This window comes from Bacterioplanes sp. CLAM21 (assembly GCF_059641015.1).
Window position 1 is genome coordinate 91,961 of the sequence record NZ_CM184929.1, and the last position, 22,999, is coordinate 114,959.

General features: G+C 50.9%; 22 protein-coding genes. 11 read left to right on the plus strand and 11 right to left on the minus strand.

Features of this window, described 5'->3' with window-relative positions; translation table 11 throughout:
* Positions 1-140 precede the first annotated feature (140 nt).
* Genes AC55FS_RS00370 through AC55FS_RS00380 form a run of 3 tightly spaced genes read left to right on the plus strand, consistent with a single transcriptional unit; the run spans position 141 to position 2,045 of the window.
* Positions 141-980, plus strand: coding sequence for a helix-turn-helix domain-containing protein (locus tag AC55FS_RS00370; protein ID WP_496934080.1), 840 nt, complete (start codon positions 141-143; stop codon positions 978-980).
* Positions 981-1,005: 25 nt separating this feature from the next.
* Positions 1,006-1,704 (plus strand): AzlC family ABC transporter permease, encoded by a 699-nt coding sequence (locus AC55FS_RS00375; RefSeq protein WP_496934081.1) that lies wholly within the window; start codon positions 1,006-1,008, stop codon positions 1,702-1,704.
* Positions 1,701-2,045 (plus strand): AzlD domain-containing protein, encoded by a 345-nt coding sequence (locus AC55FS_RS00380; protein WP_496934082.1) that lies wholly within the window; start codon positions 1,701-1,703, stop codon positions 2,043-2,045. The genes AC55FS_RS00375 and AC55FS_RS00380 overlap by 4 nt, the downstream gene beginning before the upstream one ends.
* Positions 2,046-2,123: 78 nt before the next feature.
* Here AC55FS_RS00380 and AC55FS_RS00385 read toward each other — a convergent pair whose 3' ends face one another.
* The gene (locus tag AC55FS_RS00385) at positions 2,124-2,828 is read right to left on the minus strand and encodes a hypothetical protein (RefSeq protein WP_496934083.1); all 705 of its coding nucleotides are present in this window, start codon (positions 2,826-2,828) and stop codon (positions 2,124-2,126) included.
* A 52-nt stretch (positions 2,829-2,880) separates the two neighbouring features.
* Positions 2,881-3,720 (minus strand): hypothetical protein, encoded by an 840-nt coding sequence (locus AC55FS_RS00390; protein ID WP_496934084.1) that lies wholly within the window; start codon positions 3,718-3,720, stop codon positions 2,881-2,883.
* Positions 3,721-4,558: 838 nt separating this feature from the next.
* Here AC55FS_RS00390 and AC55FS_RS00395 point away from each other — a divergent pair.
* Entirely contained in the window at positions 4,559-4,765 is a 207-nt protein-coding gene (locus tag AC55FS_RS00395; protein WP_496934085.1) for a cold-shock protein, read from the plus strand.
* Between the two features lie 250 nt (positions 4,766-5,015).
* Here AC55FS_RS00395 and AC55FS_RS00400 read toward each other — a convergent pair whose 3' ends face one another.
* From AC55FS_RS00400 to AC55FS_RS00410, 3 genes are read right to left on the minus strand one after another with little or no spacing between them, the layout of a single operon-like run.
* Positions 5,016-7,196: a transglutaminase TgpA family protein gene (locus tag AC55FS_RS00400; RefSeq protein WP_496934086.1), complete on the minus strand. Its 2,181-nt coding sequence runs from the start codon at positions 7,194-7,196 to the stop codon at positions 5,016-5,018.
* On the minus strand, positions 7,193-8,401 hold the full coding sequence (locus tag AC55FS_RS00405) for a DUF58 domain-containing protein (RefSeq protein ID WP_496934087.1): 1,209 nt from the start codon (positions 8,399-8,401) through the stop codon (positions 7,193-7,195). Before AC55FS_RS00405 ends, AC55FS_RS00400 begins: the two co-directional genes overlap by 4 nt.
* Positions 8,398-9,441, minus strand: coding sequence for an AAA family ATPase (locus AC55FS_RS00410; RefSeq protein ID WP_496934088.1), 1,044 nt, complete (start codon positions 9,439-9,441; stop codon positions 8,398-8,400). The genes AC55FS_RS00405 and AC55FS_RS00410 overlap by 4 nt, the downstream gene beginning before the upstream one ends.
* A gap of 167 nt (positions 9,442-9,608) precedes the next feature.
* Between AC55FS_RS00410 and AC55FS_RS00415 the strand changes: the two genes are divergently transcribed.
* The 5 genes from AC55FS_RS00415 (at position 9,609) to AC55FS_RS00435 (ending at position 15,299) form a co-directional block, all read left to right on the plus strand.
* Positions 9,609-10,610: an ArsR/SmtB family transcription factor gene (locus tag AC55FS_RS00415; protein WP_496934089.1), complete on the plus strand. Its 1,002-nt coding sequence runs from the start codon at positions 9,609-9,611 to the stop codon at positions 10,608-10,610.
* A gap of 10 nt (positions 10,611-10,620) precedes the next feature.
* Positions 10,621-11,832: a methionine adenosyltransferase gene (gene metK, locus AC55FS_RS00420; protein ID WP_496934090.1), complete on the plus strand. Its 1,212-nt coding sequence runs from the start codon at positions 10,621-10,623 to the stop codon at positions 11,830-11,832.
* Between the two features lie 11 nt (positions 11,833-11,843).
* Complete coding sequence (gene ahcY / locus AC55FS_RS00425) at positions 11,844-13,226, plus strand: adenosylhomocysteinase (protein ID WP_496934091.1); 1,383 nt, start codon at positions 11,844-11,846, stop codon at positions 13,224-13,226.
* Between the two features lie 65 nt (positions 13,227-13,291).
* Complete coding sequence (metF, locus tag AC55FS_RS00430) at positions 13,292-14,119, plus strand: methylenetetrahydrofolate reductase [NAD(P)H] (protein WP_496934092.1); 828 nt, start codon at positions 13,292-13,294, stop codon at positions 14,117-14,119.
* Positions 14,120-14,138: 19 nt separating this feature from the next.
* Entirely contained in the window at positions 14,139-15,299 is a 1,161-nt protein-coding gene (locus AC55FS_RS00435) for a capsular polysaccharide export protein, LipB/KpsS family (RefSeq protein ID WP_496934093.1), read from the plus strand.
* Here the strand turns inward: AC55FS_RS00435 and AC55FS_RS00440 are convergent.
* The gene (locus tag AC55FS_RS00440; RefSeq protein WP_496934094.1) at positions 15,256-16,224 is read right to left on the minus strand and encodes a phosphotransferase; all 969 of its coding nucleotides are present in this window, start codon (positions 16,222-16,224) and stop codon (positions 15,256-15,258) included. The genes AC55FS_RS00435 and AC55FS_RS00440 overlap by 44 nt on opposite strands.
* The gene (locus AC55FS_RS00445; protein WP_496934095.1) at positions 16,217-17,212 is read right to left on the minus strand and encodes a polysaccharide pyruvyl transferase family protein; all 996 of its coding nucleotides are present in this window, start codon (positions 17,210-17,212) and stop codon (positions 16,217-16,219) included. The genes AC55FS_RS00440 and AC55FS_RS00445 overlap by 8 nt, the downstream gene beginning before the upstream one ends.
* Before the next feature lie 162 nt (positions 17,213-17,374).
* On the opposite strand from AC55FS_RS00445, the gene AC55FS_RS00450 reads away from it, so the two are divergent.
* Positions 17,375-18,385, plus strand: coding sequence for a hypothetical protein (locus tag AC55FS_RS00450; RefSeq protein ID WP_496934096.1), 1,011 nt, complete (start codon positions 17,375-17,377; stop codon positions 18,383-18,385).
* 11 nt (positions 18,386-18,396) lie between these two features.
* The gene (locus AC55FS_RS00455; RefSeq protein ID WP_496934097.1) at positions 18,397-19,608 is read left to right on the plus strand and encodes an O-antigen ligase family protein; all 1,212 of its coding nucleotides are present in this window, start codon (positions 18,397-18,399) and stop codon (positions 19,606-19,608) included.
* On the opposite strand, the gene AC55FS_RS00460 is transcribed toward AC55FS_RS00455, so the two are convergent.
* The 4 genes from AC55FS_RS00460 to AC55FS_RS00475 all read right to left on the minus strand — a co-directional run bounded on the left by AC55FS_RS00460 (position 19,581) and on the right by AC55FS_RS00475 (position 22,999).
* Entirely contained in the window at positions 19,581-20,645 is a 1,065-nt protein-coding gene (locus tag AC55FS_RS00460; protein WP_496934098.1) for a glycosyltransferase, read from the minus strand. The two genes, AC55FS_RS00455 and AC55FS_RS00460, sit on opposite strands and share 28 nt — an antisense overlap.
* Positions 20,638-21,144 carry a hypothetical protein gene (locus AC55FS_RS00465; protein WP_496934099.1) on the minus strand — a complete coding sequence of 169 codons (507 nt, stop codon included), beginning with the start codon at positions 21,142-21,144 and terminating at the stop codon, positions 20,638-20,640. The genes AC55FS_RS00460 and AC55FS_RS00465 overlap by 8 nt, the downstream gene beginning before the upstream one ends.
* A gap of 372 nt (positions 21,145-21,516) precedes the next feature.
* Positions 21,517-21,987, minus strand: coding sequence for a chemotaxis protein CheW (locus AC55FS_RS00470; protein ID WP_496934100.1), 471 nt, complete (start codon positions 21,985-21,987; stop codon positions 21,517-21,519).
* Positions 21,971-22,999: a chemotaxis protein CheB gene (locus AC55FS_RS00475; protein ID WP_496934101.1), complete on the minus strand. Its 1,029-nt coding sequence runs from the start codon at positions 22,997-22,999 to the stop codon at positions 21,971-21,973. Before AC55FS_RS00475 ends, AC55FS_RS00470 begins: the two co-directional genes overlap by 17 nt.

A 22,999-nucleotide genomic window follows, 5' to 3' on the forward strand; every position in this document is an offset into this window, starting at 1 on the left:
CCTTTTGGGGCGCTTAGCGCCCCCTTTTTTTGCCCTTCACTTTAAACCTGCTCCCCTCAGATAATTGCGCAATCCTGTACAAGCCGACCTGAGCTGGCACTTTATAGTACTCTGTGTACTAGTCGTCAGGACGTGCCGCCATGACCCAAGCCACAGCACATAGCGAATTTGCTCACTATCACCACAGCGACATGCTCGGTGGCCTGGAGCTATTGCGCGCCCGTTACCAAACCCGCACCTTTGGCAAGCACAGCCACGAGGGCTTTACCATTGGCGTCATTGAAGAAGGTGCACAAAGCTTTTATCGCAGTGGCAGTCAGCACATTGCTCCCACCGGCACCATCATTCTGGTCAATGCCGACGACATACATGATGGTCATGCTGAAACCCATGGCGGCTGGGCCTATCAGGCGCTATACCCGTTACCGCAACAACTCGGCGAACTCACCCTAGCCATGACCGAAGGGCGCGAATCTACCCCTTATTTCCCGCTACCCGTGGTGTTCGACCCACAACTCGCCAATGCCCTTAGAACAGCCTTACAGGCCAGTAGCGATCCCTATTGCAGTCGGCTACAGCGTGAAACATGGATGCTGCAGGCACTGCAGCAGTTGATCAGTCGCCATGCTCGCAGCCGACCTCAAGTAGCCAAACGCGGCCGCGCGTTAAGCCAGTTACTGCGGGTGAAAGACTTTCTCGATCAGCATCCCTGTGCCGATGTATCCCTGCAGGAACTAGCACAATTAGCGGCATTAAGCCCTTACCATATGGCTCGCGCTTTTAAGCAGCAGTTTGGTTTACCGCCCCATGCTTATCAGGTGCAAGTGCGTTTGCGTCGCGCCAAACAATTGCTGCGCCAGGGGCTGCCCAGCACCCAGGTGGCGCAAGAATGCGGTTTTCACGATCAAAGCCATCTGCACCGTCATTTTGTACGTGCCATGGGAGCTACACCCGGGCAGTACCAGTCTTGCGTACTCTAATCAGCGACTTTCTAGGAGTAACAGAATGTCCACACGAACCTCATGGCTGCGCGGCCTTGTTGCCATGATGCCATTAAATTTGGCGGTCTTACCCTGGGGGGTATTGGCCGGGTCTTACGCCATAGATTCAGGCTTTAGCGCCTGGCAGGCTCAGGCCATGTCGGTATTTGTCTTCGCAGGTTCTGCCCAGATTGTTTCCACCGGCATGCTGGCCGCTGGCAGCGGCTTAGTGGTGCTGTTGTTAACCGTGGCACTAATTACCGCCCGTCACTTGCTGTATGCCCTGACCTTACGCCAGCAATTACAGCCGTTACCGGCACGCTGGCGCTATAGCCTAGGCTTTTTATTAACCGATGAGCTGTTTGTATTAAGCGCCAACAAAACCCCTTTCGACCGTCACTACGCATTAGCGGCAGGGCTGTCGTTTTATCTGTGCTGGAATCTGTCGACAGCACTGGGCATTATTGCCGGCCAATCTATCAGCAACCTAGATGAGCTCGGGCTCGACTTTGCCGTCGCCTCGACTTTTATTGCGTTATCCATTCCGGCAATACGAACGTCAGCCAGCTTTACCACTGTTGTTGTCGCACTGGTGTTGTCAGTAGCGCTGACTTACTGGCAACTGCCCGCCGCGTTACTAATCAGCGTACTGATCGCCATGGCTGCCGGTTACCTAGTACAAAAAACACAAGGCACACAATCTCAGGCGGAGGCACAGGGATGATCGAGTTGAGTATTATTGCTATGGCGCTTTTGGTGTTTGCCAGTCGTTATGTACTGATATCCCCAGTCATCAATTTCAAGCTTAGCAGTGAGTTTCAGCAGTTTATGAGTCACTGTGCTCCCGCCGTGTTAACCGCCATTTGGGCACCCCTGGTATTTATTAAGCAGCAGGAGTTAGCCCTGTCGTATCAAAACCCTTATCTGATCGGCGCCATTACCGCCATCCTATTGGCGTTAATCACACGGCGAGTATTAATGACTAGTTTGATAAGCATGCTGGTCTTTGCGCTACTGACACACGGCCCTGATAAACTGCCAAATATCATGCAATGGCTCACCTGATTCGATTGATCAGGCAATCAAACAAAGCTGGCACTCACTTATTTGATTGCCGTTGACACGCTGTCATTATCTGCGGCGTTATCCTAGCGGCGCATTTCGGATTCTATCCTCTATGCTGCCGCCTAGAATGGTTTTAATGACGTACTGTGCCTGAGGGTCTTGGAACTGCTGTAGATAAAAGCTGATATGATAACAACCGGCATGGACTTCTAATTCTTGCTGATGGTTATCACTAAACAAGCCTGGCCATTCTCCACCCTGGTATGACACATAAAAGAACGTCATATAGGTTTCTAAACGATTATAAGCCGTATTTTTCCACGAAGGACCCATTCCCACGGCAATAAATTCATTATTGCTGCGCCAATTATTATTCCAAAAGTTCATGCAATCCGTTGCACCATCGCTTTGCTGGCCAGCATTTAGCAGTCGAATAAGTGCTTGCAACTGGTCATCGGAAAAATTGGGAATATAAGCTTGCATGATTTCTCGAAGTTTTTCTGCCACATTCACCGGCGGATAAAACTCTCGGTGTATGCTGCTACCATCGATATTTCCCATCAACCATGGAAAACCTAAGCTATTAATGGAATCTCGTACCGAATCCCACCAAACATCGGTGCGATAAGTTGATGGGTCGTTGACGTCTGCATGGCGTAAGTTGACAAATTCAACGGCCTTTTGATAGATGGCCGCCTGGGTAGAGATAGTGGCTACTTGCTCATCTAACGTTAAGTTATCAGCAAAGCTGAGTACGTTCAGCCCACTTGAAATAGTGCTCATAATATCGCTCCAGATATAAATAAGGGAGCAAGCGCTCCCTTATTATGACACGTTAACCCAGAGGGGCTGAGTTGACATTGTCCAGCCAAGGCTGCATACGATTTTCAACCGTGGACTTTCTCATGTCCCAGATCGATGGATAGAACTTGATACCAATAGAGCTCACGATCAGTTGGAAGTCTTCATAATGGCTTTGCACAAACAAACTACGCCAGTCTTCCTGGGTGTAGCTCATAAAGGTATAAGCAAAGGACATTTCGCAACGGCCATTGGTGTCACGAACAATAGGACTGAAAGAAACTTTGCTTTGCTCGTGGTGCTCGTATTTATGGTTCCAGAAGAAGGTAGCAACATTCTCCACGCCTACATTTTGCGTAGACTGCATAATCTCAGCCAATGCACTCATTTTTTGAGCGGCTTCGGTGCCTAATGCCACCTGAATAACGGTGGAGATAATCTGCGCCAGATTAATTTCGCCAGAATGCAGTTCTTTGTTGTAGTTTTCATAAGTGCGGTAGTAAGGCACCACCCAAGGTGTGTATTGGGTTATTGCTTGCAAGGTATAACCCCAATACTCGAGCGAATTGACACGCTCTGGGTCTGCTAGCATCGCCGTTGTCCAACCATGCTGTTTGGCGATACCGATAGTAACGTGCTGCACCCACAAAGCGGTAATAGCCGTCATATTCTTCTCATCAGAGCTTAAGCCGCCAGAAGTAATCAGCTGCCCAGTAACGGCGGTCACATTATCAACATGACCCGACGCCTCTTGAATGATATTTTTGGGAATCTCGTTATAAATACTAATATCAAGATCATTGTGTAGATTCAGAGTTTCGCGCCTGGTAGGAACAAAGCCAGCGGTGCGGAAATATTCTTCAGTTAAGCTCATGTGCGTTTCTTCCAAGTTTGTTGGTTTATGAAGGTACTCTGAGAAATCTCTGATTCCCCAATCAGGCCAACATAACAGGCACACAACAGCCAATTTTTACAGTGACATTCTAATTCATGCATTAGTATTGAAGCATCAATAAAAACCCAACTTTATTATCGGTTTTTAAATTCTATCGCGTACGCAAAAACACCGAGGAAAAAATCGAAACAACCAAGAAATCGACACCATCAGACTCAGGAAAATTTCTAATACAAAAAAACCAAGATCCACCATAACAAAAACCATTATCACACTCGATCAACCAATTTAGCTTATAAAAATCATCAGCTGAGAACCCTCGCTTATCTGTGTAAATAAGCAAATAGATGGGGCATTCAATGATGAGCTAGCGTATCCATCCGAATCAACAACCAGCGCTCGCTAGTGATTCTCACCCCAAAAGAAGTTCTTGTGGTGCATCCAGTCCATACAACTAAGTTGATAAACCGAGATAGCAATAGTAAGCCTCGCCAGTCCTACAACAGGATATAATCATGAATTTTCAGAATTATCCGCAAAAACAAAGAGTTAGATGGCTTTCTATCGAGATCAAAAGGAACCCATTTTTCTTACCTGCAGAAGCTGACAGGCGAGACAGCCAAAAAATAAAAAAACATTGGACTTTAGTGAATGATCTACGTATGGTGGATTCAGCTAGAGAAAAGACTTCAATTTATATCCTTCACTTCGCTGTTTTACTCGTAATACACCGTCCTGCAGTTTCTAAGTTCCAGCCTATATTTCTAAGCGTTTCCGCCCGCAGGGCACTTTATTGTTAAAACTCAGGATATCTATTATGTCTACTATCAAAGGCACCGTGAAGTGGTTCAACGAAACTAAAGGTTTTGGTTTTATTGAGCAGCCATCCGGCCCAGACGTTTTTGCTCACTTCAACGCCATCACTGGCGACGGTTTCAAAACGTTGCATGAAGGTCAGGCAGTTCAGTTCACAATTGCCCAAGGAGCCAAAGGCCCTCAGGCTGAGAACATAGTTCCGCTGTAAGCGAACTGACACACAGACAGGCACCGGCCTGTCTGTGCTTTACCTGCCAACATCGCTACTCAGCGACATACTCGATCACCGTAGTAGTTATCTTTATAGTTACAGTCGCTATTCTTGCTCTCTAAAGCTTCTTTTACTGCAGCTATAGAACCCAACAGTTTTCTAATACCTTTCATATTAAGCCTCCTAGATTTGACTAGAAGAAAATATTAGTTTGTTAAACCATCCATTGATAATCACTTATCCCTAATCAGGTGATAGATTCTGTATTTAGCAATTGCTCTGCCGCCTGCAACGCCCACTGTTGCCACTGCGCTAAGTCAGCATCAGCTTGCTCATATAACGAGGCACCAATAGCCCCAACCAACTGCTGTAAGGCATCGGAAGGTAATCGCTGCGCCCATTCATCAGCCGTCTGCCAAGGCGGACGTTCGATACCATGCAGCATTGCGATCCGCTGTAGGTGAAACAGATAATAATACTGGGCTGATTGTGCATCGCTCGGTTGATAGCGCTTTAACTTCCACTGACTAAAGCGAGCCACAGCCATGGGCCACCAGTGCGCGCGCTGCCAGTAGCCTAGGGTGCACACCACAGCCACCAATGCCCATAGCGGCCACAGCCCCAGTGTTAGCCATTTAAGCGCCGCCAGCAGAATCACCAACAGGCTGTAGATCAGTATCCAAAGCCCACTGACCAACCCTGTCAATGACCATTCATCATTCGCCAGCTGACTGCGACGAACCACATCCTCGGCATATTGCTGGATTTGTTCACCGGCAAAAAGGCTCGACTGCGGTGTTGGCATTTGATAATAGGCCGTTGGTTCAAATGTGACCCAACGTCCATCAATCCAGGCTTCGGTCCAAGCGTGGCCATCAATGGCGCGAATTTCGTAATAACCGGTGAGCGGATTTTGGCTACTGGCGCTAAAGCCAGTAATCAATCGCGCTGGAATACCAAGGCTGCGTAACATAATGGTCATAGCACTGGCAAAGTATTCGCAGTGTCCACGCTTGTCTTCAAATAAGAAACGGTCGAGTGGCGTTTGTCCCTGAGACTGCAAAATCGAGTCAAAGCTGTAGTCATATTGAGTACGCAAATGCTGCTCTAGGGCTACGGCTTGCTGATACGGTGTTTGCGCAGTGTGAGTGACCTCTCTAGCCAAGCGATGAATACGAGAATCAAATGGCTTAGGCAACTGGATATCAAAGCTATCTGGTGCGGCCGAATGAGATACCGGCCGTTGATCGATGCGCTCATCGCTAGACAGTACTGTGTAGCGAGTGCCAGCAGATAGGGGGGCAGGTAACAATGGATGGCCGTACTGATCCAATGCCACACTGCTGGACGGCAACCAAATGGCTACTGGGTCTGCTGCAACGGGCAGCCAAGCGGTCATCGGCTGCACAATTTCAATGACTTGCTGATACTCGCCCTTGCCCGGTCGTAACTGCACTTTGCCGCGGCCGTCGGTGCGTAACTTGCGCGAAATATCTTCGCTACTGGATGACCAGCGAATACCATCAAAGGTATCGAAGGTGCGTACCTTTAGATAACTGCCACGACTGGCTTTCATGCGCGCGACGATGGCATTTAGATCAACCTGGCCAGAGCGATCGCCATCACGTACGTCAAATGACTCGTTAAAGCCCGTATATTGGTACTCGTCACCGCCAAAACCTGACAACTCGGTGATGTCATTCAGCTCCTGATAGCCTTCCTGAGTTGTGCGCTCTACGTCTGACTTACGCTGCTTTTCCTGTGGGCGATCGACGGATTGGCGCGCTTCAGATTGCCATTGCTCATTATGATAAAAATCACCGCTGTCGGATTGGTAACCACCCCAGTTCAGCGGGGCCAGCCTAGGTATTAGAAAATAAATTAGCACCGCCAGCAGCATGGTTTTCCCTGCCACACGTAATCTCGGTTGAATGCCTGGCCCTTTTATAGCACCGCTACTGGCATCGCGATCCAGCCAAGCTTCGCTCAACGAAAATGAAGCCAACAAGGTGTAAGCCATCATCACCAGCAAATAACTACCGCTGGTAGCTTCGGCAGCGCCGGTTAACAACAAGATAAAGCTCACCAACTGCAACAGATAATACTGCCGATAACTTCGTGTAATGCTGCCCAATGCCAGTTGAATCATGACCAACAGAACACTCAGCGCAGACAATAAGTTCGCGCTGAACAACAACGCCAAGAAAGCCAACAGACCTGCCACGGCAAGGCCGTCACTCAATGGTTTATTGGTTTCAATTTGCTCACGCTGGCGCCAGGCACGTTGCAACACAAAGATATTCGCAGGCATTGCTAGCAACCCGCTCAGCACGCCGATAGCAATGCCAAACAAAGTCGTTAGGGCAGCGCCAGTCACGAGTGCCAGCTGTAATGCCAGCCAAAACAATACCGCCTGACGATGAATCATAACGACAGTACCTGATGCAGCTTACTGAGCTGATGTAAATGCAAACGCCAATGCTCAGCACTCAATTGACGCCAGCCCTGCTCATAATTAGCCAACGGTAAATCAAAACTCTGTGCGGCATAAACAATGTCCAGATGACCACCACAAGCAGGAATCGAAATGGGCTGACGATCACTTCGGATCGTCACCAATATGGGTGGCTGCTGGCGCTGCTGCACGGCTTTAGCAATGGCAGATGAATAGTCTGTCTTACCATCGGCCTGAACCGCGGCTAATGCCCATAGGGCATCATTGATATCAGCGCTGCCTGGCAGCACATCAAGGCTCGTGGTCTGCTTCGCCACCACCACCAAACTGGCCGACAATTGCTGCTTACGAGCGAATTCCAATACCGAGGCGGCGATTTGAATGGCGAATTCAAATAAAGAATCGGTGCCTTGGCCAATATCACTGTCCGCATGACCATCCACCACCACCAACCAAGATGGCCGATCAAAGCTGTGATACTCCCTCATCACTAACTGCTGCTGACGCGCGGAAGCCGCCCAATGCACATGCTTGAGGCTATCGCCCTGGCGGTGCGGGCGAACACCAGCAAACTCACTGTGCGCGCCGCGACTCATCAGTGAATCATCACCTTCCATCAAGGGATTATCTGAGCAGGGTTGTGGCAATTGGCGAATGTTATGTACCTTAGGCTGTACTCTAACCTCACAGGGGGCAGCGGCTATCTGCACCCGTCGTTCAACAAAGCCAAACGGCCAACCGCAACTGACCACTGGGTCTGGCAAGGTATAGATACCGCGCACGGGGCTTTGATAGGTTAGCGCCAGCCGCCCCGCAGGTAAGCTGGGGATGAAGTGCTGCTGCGGGGTTCCACTCAAGGTTTCGATAAGGCTGACAAACAATAAAGGCCGGCGTGGATGGCATTGGTATTCCAATAGCAGTTCACCATCCGCCCTGGCCTCACCTCGCTGACGACGCTCAAGCTGCAAACCTCTCATCGCCCACCAGGGAGCCAGCCAGCTGATAGCGATCAACGCCAACATTAATGCCAAGCTGCCGTACAGCAAGGCAATGCCGCGATTCCAAGCCATCAGAAAACAGACCAGCGACATAAACCATAAAAAGCGATGAGCATTAACGTGTCGCCCCACCTGCTCCAGCACAGGTCGTATCCGTGCAGACCAGTTACCTTGGCTCATGTGGCAGAGCTGGCGTCATTGCCACCATCGGCAGTTTTTTTAACCGCTGCTTGCTCACTGCCAGCGTAGTCTGGCACCGGAACTGAGCTCAGTAGCTGCTGCCAGAACTCTTGCCGGCCTTCAGCAGTTAACAAAGCCGCATCTCGAAACAAGATTCGGTGCGCTAAGACGGGCTCCAGCAAGGGTTTCACCAATGCCGGAACCACAGCACTTTTGCCGTTGATTAATGCCAGCGCACGACCAGCCTGCATCAAAGCCAACGATCCGCGCGGGCTGGCCCCCAGCTTAACTCCAGCCTGATCACGGGTGGCACGCACCAGCTGGCTGATGTATCGCGCCATGGCATCGCTGACGGTGATTTTATCGACCTGAGATTGCATGGCTAAAATGGTCGCTTCGTTAAATAACGGTTTCAGGTTATCTAACGGGTGGCCCTGCTGCTGTGCCAGCATTAGTGCCACTTCCTGATCTTCTGTTGGATAACCAAGACTCAAACGCATAAAAAAGCGATCTAGCTGAGCCTCTGGCAGTGGGAATGTGCCACTGAACTCCACCGGGTTCTGAGTCGCCATCACCATAAACGGCTTGGGCAAGTTATAGGTTTTGCGATCGGCCGTGACTGTGCCTTCAGCCATGGCTTCTAATAGTGCTGACTGGGTACGAGGTGTAGCGCGGTTGATTTCATCGGCCAGCAGTAAATGGCTGAATACTGGCCCTGGCATAAAGTGGAACTGATGCTCCTCACTGTTGTAGACATTAATGCCGGTAATATCACTAGGCATCAGATCGGGCGTGCATTGGATACGCTTCATCTGCAGCGCCAACGCCTTACCCAGTGCTCGCGCCAACGTGGTTTTACCCAACCCCGGCGCATCTTCCAACAGCAGATGGCCTCGACTGAGCAAACACACCATCACCAATCGCAAGGTCGCAGGTTCGGCTTGAACAACCGACGCTAGCGATTGCTGTAACTGGTGAATCATGGCCTGAACTTTACCCGTGGCGGCACTGCTATCGGTAGCGGAGTTGGTGCTTGTCATAGTGGTTCCCTGTCTGACGGATGGAGCAAGTATGCCTGCCAGAAGGTCCGGCCCCAAGAGTCTGAAAAAGGTATTGGACTCAGCTTGTGACCTTAGTCCAGAAACACGCTCAAATATATATCAAAATAATTTGATATATATCCATCAAGCACCTACACTGCCAAGCTATGACGACTCACCCTGCCTCCCAGATACAACATCAACACTTGGCCCAAGCGCACAAGGCTGCCGGAGATGCTCTTCGGCTGAGCATATTAAAGCTGCTGGGGCGAGGCTCATTTGGTGTGCTGGAACTCAGCCAGGTATTTGACGTCAAGCAGTCGGGTATGAGTCACCACCTGAAGGTGTTGTCCCAAGCGGGTTTAGTCAGCACCCAGCGCGAAGGCACCAGCATTTTTTATCGCCGTCCGTTACTCAGCGGCAAAGACAGCTGGAGTCAGTGGCTGCGAGCAACCTTTATCGCTATCGATGCCAGTGATGCATTGACTGAACCAGAGATACAACAGCGACTGCAGCGAGTCTTAGAGGAACGCTCACGCGCCTGCGCCGAGTTCTTTGCTCGCAATGCCGATGCGTTTCGAGAACAACAGGATCTGATTGCCTCCTATGAGCAATATGGCGAAGCATTGGAAACCTTGTTGGCTGATTTTCAAGGCGGCCAACAAACGGCATTAGAAATAGGCCCGGGCGAAGGTGCCTTTCTGCCAGCTTTAGCACAGCGATTTAAGTCGGTCACGGCGCTGGATATATCGCCGCAAATGCTGGCTCAAGCAAGCGATACCGTACGCCAGCAACAGCTGACTAATGTGCATTGTGAATTAGGCGACCCGCACTGGCTGGTACAGCAAGGCCATGCTGCCGTGGACTTTGCCGTCGCCAATATGGTGTTGCATCACGTACCAGCACCCCAGGCCATTTTTGCTGATGTGTATCAGTTGATGGCAGCAGGCGGCACCTTATTAATCACCGACCTATGTCGCCATGAGCAAAGCTGGGCGAAGGAATCTTGCGGTGATTTGTGGCTAGGCTTTGAGCCTGAAGATTTAACCGATTGGGCCCAAGCTGCTGGATTTGCAGTCGGCGCCAGTCAATTTCTGGGACTGAGAAACGGTTTTCAAATTCAGTTCCGTCTGTTTTATCGCCCCGCGCCCGGCGCGGACCTACATTAGAGAGGACGCTATGAGCGAATATTCCATCTTCACTTCTGAGTCTGTGTCTGAAGGCCATCCCGATAAAGTGGCAGACCAGATATCTGACGCCGTACTCGACGCCATTATTGCTCGTGATCCATACGCCCGTGTCGCTGTCGAAACACTGGTTAAAACCGGCATGGCCGTGGTAGCAGGCGAGGTCACCACCTCTTGCTACGTTGATCTGGAAGACATCGTTCGTGGCGTCATCACCGGTATTGGCTACAACAGCTCGGACGTCGGCTTCGATGGTGCGACCTGTGCCGTGTTAAATGGCATTGGCAAACAGTCAGTCGATATCAACCAAGGTGTCGACCGTGCTAAACCGGAAGACCAAGGCGCTGGCGACCAGGGCCTGATGTTTGGTTATGCCACCAATGAAACGCCTAACCTAATGCCGGCGCCTGTGTATTACGCTCACCGCTTGGTACAGCGTCAGTCGGAACTGCGTCGCAACGGCATGCTGCCGTGGTTGCGCCCGGATGCCAAATCTCAGGTCACCATCAACTATGAAGGCGATACCCCGAAGGTAGACGCTGTTGTGTTGTCGACCCAGCACGATCCGTCCATCGATCAAAAGGACCTGCGCGAAGCGGTACTGGAAAACATCATCAAACCCGTGTTGCCGGCCGAGTGGCTGACCGAAGATACCCTGTATCACATTAACCCCACCGGCAACTTCGTGATCGGCGGCCCTGTGGGTGATGCTGGCCTTACCGGCCGCAAAATCATTGTTGATACCTATGGCGGCATGGCACGCCACGGTGGCGGTGCCTTCTCTGGCAAAGATCCGTCAAAAGTCGACCGCAGCGCAGCCTACATGGGCCGCTATGTGGCGAAAAATATTGTCGCTGCGGAATTGGCTGAACGCTGTGAAATTCAGGTGTCCTACGCCATCGGCGTGGCCGAGCCGACGTCTATTTCTATCAACACCTTTGGTACCGGCAAGATCAGCGACATCGAGCTGGCTAATGTAGTACGCCAGGTATTTGACCTGCGTCCATACGCCATTCAAAACCAGCTGGAACTACTCTATCCCATGTATCAGCTGACCGCTGCCTATGGTCACTTTGGCCGCGAGCCATTTGAACATACCTATGAATACGAGGAAAACGGCGAGAAGAAGAGCAAAACCTTCACCGCCTTTACCTGGGAAAAAACCGACAAAGTCGATGCCTTAAAAGCAGCGGCCAACGTATAAGGATTCTGACCATGACTCAATTTACCGATTATAAAGTCGCCGACATCAGTCTGGCCGAATGGGGCCGTAAAGAAATCGACATCGCTGAAGGTGAAATGCCTGCACTGATGGCGCTGCGTCGTAAGTACAAAGACCAGCAACCGCTGGCTGGCGCCAAGATCATGGGCTGCATCCACATGACCATTCAGACCGCTGTGCTGATTGAAACCCTGGTTGACCTGGGCGCAGAGGTGCGTTGGTCGTCATGTAATATTTTCTCCACTCAGGATCACGCCGCTGCCGCCATCGCTGCTGCCAATATTCCGGTATTCGCCTGGAAGGGTGAAACCGAAGAAGAGTTCCTGTGGTGTATTGAACAGACCATTCGTGCCGAAAAAGACAGCGAGCAAATCTGGGATGCCAACATCATTCTGGACGACGGTGGCGACTTGACCGAGATGGTACATAACCGCTTCCCACAGATGCTGGACGCTATTCACGGTATTTCCGAAGAAACCACCACCGGTGTGCATCGCCTGTTAGACATGCTCAATAAAGGCGAACTGAAAGTCCCTGCCATTAACGTGAATGACGCTGTGACCAAGTCGAAAAACGACAATAAATACGGCTGCCGTCATTCTCTGAACGACGCCATCAAACGTGCCACCGATCACTTGCTGAGCGGTAAGAAGGCACTGGTTGTTGGTTACGGCGATGTCGGTAAAGGTTCTGCCGCGTCCCTGCGCCAAGAAGGCATGATCGTCAAAGTTACCGAAGTAGATCCTATCTGTGCCATGCAGGCCTGCATGGACGGCTTTGAAGTGGTATCACCCTATATTAACGGCGTTAACACTGGCACCTCGGATGGTATCAACAAGCAGTTACTGGCCAACACCGACCTGATTGTGACCACCACTGGTAACGTCAACGTGTGTGACAAAAACATGCTGCAAGCGCTGAAAAGCGGTGCTGTGGTATGCAACATCGGTCACTTCGACAATGAAATCGATACTGCCTATATGCGCGAAAACTGGCAGTGGGATGAAATCAAACCACAAGTGCACAAGGTCATTCGCGATGCCGCCAGCAATGATCACCTGATCCTGCTGTCTGAAGGCCGCTTGGTGAACCTGGGCAACGCGACGGGCCATCCATCTCGCATCATGGATGGCTCCTTTGCTAACCAGGTACTGGCACAAATGTATCTGTATGAGCGCAAGTTCGCCGATTTGCCAGCAGAGCAAAAAACACAAAGCATTTACGTCAAAGTGTTACCGAAGAAGCTGGACGAAGAAGTGGCGAAGGACATGGTCGAAGGCTTTGGCGGTGTGATTACCCGCCTGACACAACAGCAAGCCGACTACATTGCCGTGAATGTTGATGGCCCTTATAAGCCAGACGCATACAAATACTAACCCGCTTACGCATCAGGCTACCTGGGCAGTAGCCTGATGCTGGCCCCCTACCGTGGCGATATTTTATGACTACCCTGAGCTTCGAATTCTTCCCTACCAAGACCGAGGAAGGTACACAAAAACTGCTGCACGTACGTGACCAACTGGCGCAGCACAACCCCGAATTTTTCTCCGTCACTTACGGTGCTGGTGGCTCTACTCGCGATCGCACCTATGCCATTGTTAAGGCGATTCAAGACAGCGGTATCAGCGCCGCACCGCATATGTCTTGCGTCGGTGACAGCAAGGCGGATCTGCGTCAGCTGCTGCAAGACTATCAAGCGTTAGGCATCAACCGCATCGTAGCCCTACGTGGCGATTTGCCATCAGGCGCTGGCTTAGCCAGCAGTGAACTGCGCTACGCCAATGAACTGGTGGAATTTATTCGCCAAGAAACCGGCGACCATTTTACTATTGAAGTGGCGGCATACCCGGAGATGCACCCGCAGGCCAGTAACTTTGAACGTGACGTACAAAACTTCGTCAATAAAGTAAAGGCCGGTGCGGACAGCGCTATCACCCAGTATTTTTACAATGCTGATAGCTATTTCCACTTTGTTGAACGGGTTCAGGCTCTGGGCGTGGACATTCCCATCATCCCGGGTATTATGCCGATCACTAACTACAGCAAACTGGCACGTTTCAGTGATGCCTGCGGCGCGGAAATCCCTCGCTGGATTCGCAAGCAACTGGAAGCCTACGGCGATGATATTGACAGCATTCGCCAATTTGGCCAACAGGTTGTGACTGAACTGTGTCAACGCTTATTGGATGGCGGAGCCCCCGGCATCCACTTCTACACCCTAAATCAGGCCGAGCCCAGTTTGGCGGTGTGGGAGCATTTGACGGTTTAACTACAATTGAAGGCTGGCTATGCGCATTGGCATATTTTGTTCTCGGCAAACACATCACCGTTATGCCAAGCAGCTAAGCCAGTTTTTACATACCCACTCAAACGATCAGGTCTGTATCTTTTGGTACAAGGAACTTAGGCGGCACTTCCTCACACCGGCGTTATTGCAGCCGAGCCCAACAAAACTGATCGATCATATTGTTGACGACTACATGCGTGGCAAGCTCAATACACCTGAAGGTATTGCCGGGCAGCTACATGGGCAAACACGACTACGATGGCTCAAGAAGCTCGAAGCCCACGTACTGTATGGCTGCTATCGAAGAGCTTTCAAGCTCAGTGGTATTCAACACTTATTGATCTGGAATGGGCTTAAGTTTCGCCAGCGAATCGCGGTGGCAGCAGCAAAGGACTTAGGCATCCCATGTTTGTACCTGGAACGTGGCGCCTTTCCGGGTACCACCAGCCTCGACCCTTGCGGTATTAACTACTTAAACTCTGTGCCTCGAGATCCGCAGTTCTATCGCTCATTGCCGCCCAGCGACAGCCGTTTACCCACACTCAAATACAGCGACAGTCGTCCGGCACAATTAACCGAGCCCTATTTGTTTGTGCCGTTTCAGGTAAATACCGATAGCCAAACGCTGCTGATGTCGACCTGGATACGCACCATGTTCGATTTGGTCGAACAGTTGGTTAATATCAAGAAACAGCTTGGCGCTGACATTCCTCAGCTGGTGTTCAAAACACATCCCGCCTGCCCACAAGACTATTCAGAGTTACGTCGAGCCTTGTCGGCAATGGAGATCGACGCCCGCTTTATTGAAGACGTCCCAACTGCAGATCTGGTGGCCCATAGTGAGGCGGTTATTACCATTAATTCGACCACCGGCTTAGAAGCCTTACTGGCCGGTAAACGGGTCATCACCCTCGGGTTAGCGTATTACAATATCGATGGTTTGGTGTTGCATGCCGACAACAGTGACGCTCTCAAAGCGGCGTTATGCAAGCTGGATCAGTGGCAGCCAGATGAGCAGTTACGACAACGCTTTTTATGTCATTTGATGGATGAGCATGTCATCGACACGCACTGGAAAAAAGCGGATCAACATCATCTCGAATTACTGGCACAACGACTTAGACAACTGACGACTCCTGCCACTGAGCGATCACAGCCATAACCTCGGCTAGTTTACCTTGGGCCCGCAGGGCGACTTTCTTTTTACCACTCAGCAGACAGGCTAAAGCAAAATACAATACAAACGATTGCTGCATCTGCTCGTCCCAATCGCACTGCTGGCTGAGAGTCGGCAACAGATCTGACAGCGCAATAGCGTGCTTAGAATAATAAAATGCTAGGTCCCACAGACGATTGCCAATGCAATAATATTGCAGATCAATCAAGCACAGCTGGTCTTCACGCCACAACATATTTTGATACTTAAAATCGCCGTGCACCAGTCCCTGACATTGTTGATCTAGCCACGACTGGCAACGCTCGGCTAACGACATAAGCGCAGTCGACAAATCTGCCTGAGAACTACCGAGCAGTTCTTGCCGTTGTTGCAATAGCTGAGACAAGTGCGTTTGCCGCTGCTGCCAAGGTGCTTTTTGCACCCAGGTACTCAGCGCCATTTTAATAGGTGTGTCGGCGACGAGTGTCGGTAACCCCTGAAACAGCATTGGCAGCTGCGCCAGCTCCGCTAAGCGCATAAATAACTGGTTTACGGCATCCGGGTTGCTGCCATCAAATGGTCGGCAATACTGGCTGACCAACAATTGATAATCACTCCCTGCTAACTCATGCAAGGCCAACGGATCTGGCGTAAGCCCTGGATTAAATTGCTGCTGCCAACGAATAAACTGCCATTCCCTTTGCGCCAGCGACGTCAGCTCAATTTTTGCTATGGCGTGCGGAATGTCATTGCCGTCAAAAAATAACACCATGGCAATATTATTGACGCCACCTAACGAGGCTAACTGAAAGCGCTGTGCCGATAGCTGCTGCTGAATTTTCTCCAACAGCGCCTGTAACTGCGAACGCGGTACCGACGCTGCTGCGGCGGCACGCCTAATTCGCAGCGGTGTAGTTAGGCACTCAAACATGCGAGCGAATATCGTCTACAACGGCTGCAATCATGGCTTGAATGCGTTGCTCAGCCATGGCCGAAAAGTCCTCCATGGCCTGCACTTCCCTAGCGGAGAAATGACGTAGCGCATCCAAATCGTCGGCTTCTATTTGCTGGCGACTAACAGAACGCTGTCCGCCAGCAAACACATCATTGAGCAGTGCCCTCACCTTCGGAGTGTTGGACTCCAAGGTAACAAAGGGTATTCGGTGTTTTAAGCACATGGTCACAGTGTGATAGCGGCCAGTAATCACAAAAGCATGATGCTTCATGTCAGCAATATAGTCGCTAGGCTCGAGCGATAAATGACGGTCGCTGAGCAACCAGCGAATAACATTTTTTACATAAGGGCGCGGACTGCGCAAAAAACGTGCATTGCCCGGATGCGCCACCACCATAGAACGAAAATCATAGTGCTTCGACTCGGCCAGTGCCTTGAGCCAAGCGCTGTCTTGTTTTACTGCGCTATCAGTTACCAGCACACCGGTCGGGGTGGAACCATTTTCCGTTGCAAAGCGTCGCGCAAAGGTTAAGTCCGGGGCATATTGACCATCGACATCATGTTGCTGAAGTTCGGTCAGGCTATTGCGGTCACGAACAAAGATTTTCCGACAAAGCGATAAAGTTTGATAAGCATCAGCAGTGTTGTTATGCAATGTCGCATTCAGCAAATACACCGGCTTGTGCGGTGCATAAGCCTGGCAAAAATCAACCAAAGCCTGAGAAAAGCGTCGGCTAGCATTATTGTGTAATGTGCCTTCGCCATTGATGATAAAGGCATCAACCTCTGGCAACGACTCAAACTGTTTGCGCTGCTGACGCCAGTCGGTACTAACAGGCCAGCTCCAAAGTACTTCAATATTATGCTGCTGCAGCAAATACCTGAGGTTTTGCATAACCAGCAAGCATCCAAAGTGATGGCTGGGCGAAGTATCGTTAATAATGGCGATACGCACTGTGCTCATGGCGGTACTCATTGAGGCGTTTGTCGTCAGGACGCGAGTATATCATCTGCCACCGCCAGGTTGACTGCTACTAATCGACAGTGGATGAAACGCGCGCAAACACAAGAATATCCTTATAATGCAGCCCGTTTGAGCCCCCTATGATTGACTCAGGAGTGTCCCTTGCAGCGACATCTGTTTCTCGCGTCAACGCCACTCAATGTATTGAGTTCCGCCGCAATGGCCCTACAACTGGCCGGTAACGACACTGCCGAGTTATGGCTGATCGACCAGCCAACAGGGGAATTGACTGCATTTATGCAGCAGGTATTGCAATGGACAAGCAGCCCTTTCAGTGCGATCCGACTGCAAACCCGTAAACGCCAATCACAACAAAATTCGCGCCAGCTACGAGCCGGCCAACAGCAAGTACTGCAGTCCAGCCTGCAAGCTTTTTGTCCTCAACATGTCTATACCGGCAATGATCGTCGCTTTGAGTTTCAGTGGTTGATGCACTTGCTTGCTCAGCAACAACCCAAGGTAGTGGGTCATTATTTGGATGATGGCAGCTACAGCTACCTGGGGTTTCCACAGTCTGGCATCAGTAACTTCCTTGAAGCGGTGGCTAAACGAGCCTGGGTGGGAAGTTGGTGGAAGCATCCGCCCACCATTGGCGCCTCTCGGTGGATTCAGCAGCTGCATTTATTTTGTCCAGCGGAGCGCCACCCTCTGCTGCAGGATAAACCTTGTACGCAACTGACGATTCCCATTCAGCACACGTGTTTTCAACAACTGGCGGCTCACTTTGTGCAGCAGCTGCCTGTGCCAGCACAGCAGATACAGTGCTTGGTATTGCTGCCACACGAATCCGTTGGCAGTGGTATTAACGCTTTATTGAATTTGGCAGAACAGCAACCAGGCGCTGTGTATAAAGCCCATCCGCGCTCTCAGCAGCCCCTGGATACCAAGGTAACTGCATTGCCTGCGAGTTTGCCGGTAGAGCTTTTATTGCCCTTTTTGCCATCTGGCTGCCGCGTCATCGGCGACGCCAGCAGCGCCTTGCTCACTTGTCGCTGGTTGCGTGCGGATATTAGTGTACAGGCTTTGCAAACTGAGCAGTTGTCCGCCAGCTGGTCGGCAATGTTGAGTCGTCATGGCATCACCTTTGTCCCCATCACTGCCACTGCTCGCTAAAGAGATTTGTTTTGTCATACCTTAAAAAATTGCCGCCGCTATCATTAACCACCGGTATCAGCGGACTACTGGCCATAGCTCTGGTGCTATTTGGTGTTCATTATCATAGTGCCAAAACCTTGTACCATGTAGCTGGGGTGCTGGCACTGCTAGGATGTTTTTGCTTACAAAGCATGCATTTCAAACGCTGGCCGCTGGAGTTCTGGTGCATACTGGCGGCCGCTGTGATGGTGTTTGCACTGGCCCACAATAATGATGCTGATTATGCCGCCCGTTTATTGAAAGACTACGGCATTCACGTGTTGGTGCTGGCATTTGTCATGCTGGTGCCCGCCACAAAATTGACCAGCGACAAGCAACTCGCCACGCTATTGAGCCTGGCCATGGCGACACTGGCACTACCAGCTTTATTCACCGCTTTCCAAAGTGGCTGGCAGGAACGAGTCAGCGGTTCTTTGGACATGCCGATCATCTATGGCACTGACGTTGCCGTGCTGGTGTCTGTCTGTATCTTTGCCGCCAGCCAAACTCTTCAAGCGAGACAATGGCACCTCAGTGGCTTGTATTTTGTAGCCATTGTGATTGGTATCGCTGCCATTATTGCGAGTGCTAGTCGCGGTCCGTTCGTGGCTGTGGCTGTGGTCGCCACACTGATTCTGGCGGCATATTTGCTAAAACAACGCCTAACTTGGAAAGGGTGGCTCGCAGTTTCCTGCGTACTGATCTGTTCTGTGGCGGCCGTCATGTTCAGTCCCATTGCCGACCGACTGTGGGCAGCGGTGGAGAATACCGTTAGCGGCAGCACCACATCTTCGATCGGCATTCGCCTGGAATTGTGGCGATCTGGACTGGATGCCATTGCCCAGCATCCTTGGCTGGGTGTTGGCATTTCCGGTCACAATGACTATTTCCAATCTCAGTTACTCAGCAATCCGAGTTACATGGAACCGGCAGCCATTGGATACATGCACCTGCACAATGACTGGATCAATGCATTCGCCTGGTTTGGCATACCGCTAGGGCTGCTGTTTATGACCCCATTGGTTTTGCCACTTCGACACTTAAGGTCACCGAGCCCAGGACTTCAAGCCAGTGCCTATTGCGCATTAACCTTTGTTATATGCGGACTCAGCAATGCCCCCAGCATCAGAGCTGGCTCCCTTGTGTTCTTCTTTATCCTGTTATTCGTATGCCGTCAGTGGCCATCACACAGCGCTAAATAGCGCTCTGCCACCTGTTCCATATGAAAGCGTTGGTGATACTGCTCAGCGATCTCTGGGTAGGATAGCAACGCTTTATCCAACGCCGCCGCCATGGCAAAAGGATTACCGACAGGCACTAAATAGGGCGATAAGTCGCCCACCAGGACTTCATTAGGTCCAGATGGACAGTCCGTTGACACCACCGGGGTACCAACAATGAGGGATTCAATCACTACCCGAGGAGAGCCTTCCGCCTCTGAAGCCAGCAGCGAACAACGAGCATGGCGCATAAGCCGATAAGGGTTTTGATCCCATCCCCAGAATACGACTCTGTGCGCGACCGCCAATGCTTCGGCCTGTGTGCGTAACTCAGCTTCCAGCGGCCCTTTCCCCACCACAACCAGCTTCACAGTTTTGTTTTGCATTTGTGCCAATGCGGTTATCGCGTCAGCGACACGCTTACGCGCCGTCAGCGATGCCACACAAAGGATATAGTCGCCGTCGGGTAATGAGCCTGGCTGTAATGCGGCTGCACGTATGGCCGTCACATTAAACGGATTAGGAATCAGCGAGACATTGGCAGTTGGCACCTTTAATGGGCCAGTCAGATCACGGCGAATACCATCAGATAAAGCAATCAGTGGTTTGTTGGCGAACTTACGCCGTAACGTCAGCATTTTTCGCCAGCGCCGCCACCAAGGTTGCGTCGGATCTTGTATCCAAGCCGTTGGGGTAATATGTACTGAGCAATATTTGTTGGTGACAGCAATGCCTTGATAGTACTTCGCATTACTGGCGACAAACAGATCGTACTGATAGTCCTGTGACAGGATCGTTTGTCGTAAAGCACGCCGCGCCTGACGGTGACTTTTTGCACCTAGGCAAATCAGTCGAACGCCGCTAGGTACGTCATAATCTTGATGTTCCCGAATGATATATAAATCAACGCTGGCACCACAGGCTACTAAGCCTTCGGCTAATGACAGTATGGTCCGTTCTGCACCGGCTCCATTTAAACTGGTAATCAGTAAGCCAATTCTTTTTTTGCTATTACTCATTTACTACACCGCACTCTTTCCCCGCCATTATGCGGTCAAAAACCTGCAAAGCCTCCTCTTTGGTATACCAGCCATTAACGACATTGGGCCAACTCGCCACCTCTCTGCGACGAACAAATATAGAACCGTATTTACCTTTGGCCGCTGCAATAAATGTGTCGTTCCCTTGCGCCAGCAAGGCATTAACTCTGTGCTTGCCGCCCAAATTCACCCACACCCAGTCATCTCCATCGACCAAAAATTCGCCATGAACCTGTAAATGCGTACGCGGTTTATATCCTCGTTTAGCAATGCTGTCATACACCTGACGCTGGCGATCAAACTCCAAGAGACCGAGTTTTTCAGATACCGGACCAAAATATTGCCAGCCAAAGTCGTCTGCCGACGATATCCCCAGCTTAATCGCCTCTTTGCCTAACCAGCCATGAGGTCGCTGCTCTGCCACCTGCTGCAGCCGCTGCTGCGGGTCTTTATTCCACCATGGCATCACAGCGGCCATTGCCGGCTCATTACTAATCGGGCTTGCTGATATTCCCAGTAGGTCAGCAACAGAGGTAGGACAAAAGCTCTGATAAAAATGATACAGCGGGCTGTCATTATACTTCAGCCAAGATTGCCGCAGGGTTGCCACAAAGGGGTTACTGTCAGCGCGGAACGCGGTCAGATTCATGCGATATTTTTCTATCGGAACTGACACGACAACTGAGGCATTATTGGCTGCGCTAAGTTCGATAGGGCTGAGGCGATATGATTGGACTGGCTCAGCTCGACGCCAAATTCTCTTTATTAACCTAAACACAGCCAATTCGAACCCAATAGCGAAAGGGGGCGTCAATATACATTGCCGCCATGTCTTATCTTATCGATTTAGTTATATTGCTCGGAGAACAGTTTGTTCCAGGCTATCAAGGTCAGGCAGCACAGCATTCTCACTGTTTACCGACACCGCTTGCTGATCAAATGGCCCCTGATTGATCGATTCCACAGGCTGAATTTCATTTTCAGCAACATGCACCAAGCGAGGAATCCCTTGAATTAACAAGGCATAAAACGGCATCTGTGCATGGGCACCGACACCGTTAATTATGGCAAAACGTGCATTGGCATTGGGGGCTGGGGCGCCCTGTTTATTCAGCATTTCATAACACAGAACGGGAACCGTTACGCCGCGCCAGTCAACTCGGCCAAGTATCCAATCGACGGAGGAGTTGGTCGGCAATAAGTGAGAGAATGGCACAATCTCAGCGACGGTCACGTTGGGCAGCAGCATATTGCGATCTTTCAATGGCAATAACAAGCAGTTCAGCTGTGCTGGGCCTTCTGCTTTAGGAAGCTGACTCATGGCTTTCTATCCAATAGTTTTTAATAAAATTCACCAGCTGTAATGCCAACTGGTATGGATCTCCGGTAAAACTGGTACGGCCAGTTTCTCCAGCACTGTCTGGCATAGACGAGCTAGCACAGCTGTCGGAGGATTGAACCCAGATAGGTCCATGATCCTCTTCCAGGCTGACAATGGCTTCGCTACCGTCATTGCCCATCCCACTGAACAGGATATACCCCGCACGTCGACCATAGTAGCGATCGACATTTAAAATAACCTGATCAATAGACGGTCCATAAGGCCCTGGCCAAGCCGTGCCCTTATCAACCATCATGCCTGCGACGTCAAAGCAGAATTCCTGACTGATTGGAGCGACCAGTACATCACCGCTGCGCAGACGATAGCCAGGCGCGAACGAGCGCATGTTGTAATCACAGTGGCGGCCAATCGTTTGTCCCAGTGAGCTTTCAAACCTAGGGTCAATGTGCTGAGCGTAGACAAAAGCCAATGGCAACCCAGGTGGCAATGCATCCAGAAACGCTTTGACAGCCTCAGGCCCACCTAAAGAAGCCCCCAACACCCACACCATCAAGGGTTCACTTTGCGCAGTTTGCGTAAATACCCCTGGCAGCATCAATTTCTGTGTTTGCCGGCCAGTCAGCGATGCCAGTACCGAGGCGTCCTCAGTCACGACAGGTGCATCACGCAGCACCGAACGCAGTTTGGCATACAAACGTTTTTCCCAGCGCGGGAAGGTTGGGCAGTGCTTTTGTGGCGCTTTCCCCATTCCCATCAACACTGGCACATCGGCATCAAGCAAACTTTCTAGCCAGGCGATATCGCTATCTTCATCTTCATGGCGAACGTCGACAAGCCAGGCATCCACTTCTGGAACCTTGCTCCCCCCTAACAGCAAACGCTGAGGGTCCATATTAGCGACTACATTCAGACCAAAGTCCCGCAGCGCACTACTCAACAAGTGCTGCTGCAGGCGATCATCGGACAATATGCCGATGCGGGTTGCCGACAT

Excerpts from the sequence above, each read along its gene's own strand:
- AC55FS_RS00370 (WP_496934080.1), top strand. The coding sequence starts at position 141 with ATGACCCAAGCCACAGCACATAGCGAATTTGCTCACTATCACCACAGC.
- AC55FS_RS00375 (WP_496934081.1), top strand. The coding sequence starts at position 1,006 with ATGTCCACACGAACCTCATGGCTGCGCGGCCTTGTTGCCATGATGCCA.
- AC55FS_RS00380 (WP_496934082.1), top strand. The coding sequence starts at position 1,701 with ATGATCGAGTTGAGTATTATTGCTATGGCGCTTTTGGTGTTTGCCAGT.
- AC55FS_RS00385 (WP_496934083.1), bottom strand. The coding sequence starts at position 2,828 with ATGAGCACTATTTCAAGTGGGCTGAACGTACTCAGCTTTGCTGATAAC.
- AC55FS_RS00390 (WP_496934084.1), bottom strand. The coding sequence starts at position 3,720 with ATGAGCTTAACTGAAGAATATTTCCGCACCGCTGGCTTTGTTCCTACC.
- AC55FS_RS00395 (WP_496934085.1), top strand. The coding sequence starts at position 4,559 with ATGTCTACTATCAAAGGCACCGTGAAGTGGTTCAACGAAACTAAAGGT.
- AC55FS_RS00400 (WP_496934086.1), bottom strand. The coding sequence starts at position 7,196 with ATGATTCATCGTCAGGCGGTATTGTTTTGGCTGGCATTACAGCTGGCA.
- AC55FS_RS00405 (WP_496934087.1), bottom strand. The coding sequence starts at position 8,401 with ATGAGCCAAGGTAACTGGTCTGCACGGATACGACCTGTGCTGGAGCAG.
- AC55FS_RS00410 (WP_496934088.1), bottom strand. The coding sequence starts at position 9,441 with ATGACAAGCACCAACTCCGCTACCGATAGCAGTGCCGCCACGGGTAAA.
- AC55FS_RS00415 (WP_496934089.1), top strand. The coding sequence starts at position 9,609 with ATGACGACTCACCCTGCCTCCCAGATACAACATCAACACTTGGCCCAA.
- metK (WP_496934090.1), top strand. The coding sequence starts at position 10,621 with ATGAGCGAATATTCCATCTTCACTTCTGAGTCTGTGTCTGAAGGCCAT.
- ahcY (WP_496934091.1), top strand. The coding sequence starts at position 11,844 with ATGACTCAATTTACCGATTATAAAGTCGCCGACATCAGTCTGGCCGAA.
- metF (WP_496934092.1), top strand. The coding sequence starts at position 13,292 with ATGACTACCCTGAGCTTCGAATTCTTCCCTACCAAGACCGAGGAAGGT.
- AC55FS_RS00435 (WP_496934093.1), top strand. The coding sequence starts at position 14,139 with ATGCGCATTGGCATATTTTGTTCTCGGCAAACACATCACCGTTATGCC.
- AC55FS_RS00440 (WP_496934094.1), bottom strand. The coding sequence starts at position 16,224 with ATGTTTGAGTGCCTAACTACACCGCTGCGAATTAGGCGTGCCGCCGCA.
- AC55FS_RS00445 (WP_496934095.1), bottom strand. The coding sequence starts at position 17,212 with ATGAGCACAGTGCGTATCGCCATTATTAACGATACTTCGCCCAGCCAT.
- AC55FS_RS00460 (WP_496934098.1), bottom strand. The coding sequence starts at position 20,645 with ATGAGTAATAGCAAAAAAAGAATTGGCTTACTGATTACCAGTTTAAAT.
- AC55FS_RS00465 (WP_496934099.1), bottom strand. The coding sequence starts at position 21,144 with ATGGCCGCTGTGATGCCATGGTGGAATAAAGACCCGCAGCAGCGGCTG.
- AC55FS_RS00470 (WP_496934100.1), bottom strand. The coding sequence starts at position 21,987 with ATGAGTCAGCTTCCTAAAGCAGAAGGCCCAGCACAGCTGAACTGCTTG.
- AC55FS_RS00475 (WP_496934101.1), bottom strand. The coding sequence starts at position 22,999 with ATGTCGGCAACCCGCATCGGCATATTGTCCGATGATCGCCTGCAGCAG.